1 pseudogene is annotated in these 673 nt (G+C 39.4%); it reads right to left on the bottom strand.

Annotated features, from left to right (window positions below):
- A pseudogene (locus CQA63_RS09305) lies at positions 1 to 673 on the bottom strand (hypothetical protein); the annotation flags it as partial.

A 673-nucleotide genomic window follows, 5' to 3' on the forward strand; every position in this document is an offset into this window, starting at 1 on the left:
GTAGCATCAAATTGTGATACATCACTGCTATACACTGCAAAAGGTGTAAAAACACATATCATAAAGCATATATTGATAATAGCAAGCATAGAGATATGCTGGTAGATTTTGGAATCTTGTGCATTCTCTTTGTTTGTGGAGTTGTGTTTATGTATGAGTTTTTTAAAGAGGGAGTAAAAAGGCTTTTTGTCATAATGTGGCACTTCGTGCGATTCTGTCTTATCGCAGTGAAGACTTGCTTCACTGCTGGGAGACATTTGGGACTTTTTGTCATTCTGAGGGAGCGTAGCGACCGAAGAATCTCTCTTATCTACTAGAGACTTTTCAAAAGAATCACTAGAGACTCTACCCCTCTCATTCTGAGCCTGCATAGTAGGTGAAGAATTGCTTTTGGAATTACTAGTAAATGTTGTTAGCTTGTCATGTCTAGCGGGAGTGGTAACGACCGAAGAATCTCTGTAGGCGACTAGTGTTTCCTTAAGAGATTCTTCGCCTAGAGGCTCAGAATGACAAGAGGATTGAATTGCTGGTGATTCTCTTAAAGATTCTTCGGGCATAAAGCCCAAAGAATGACAAGTGAGAGATTCACTTTTGACTTCACTCGTATTGCTTTGACTTTGATTTATAGAAGTGGGGGTTTGGGAGTGTTTTTGAGTATTGGAATGTTTTGTAG

Source organism: Helicobacter marmotae (assembly GCF_003364255.1).
In the GTDB taxonomy this organism is placed as follows: Bacteria; Campylobacterota; Campylobacteria; order Campylobacterales; family Helicobacteraceae; genus Helicobacter_C; species Helicobacter_C marmotae.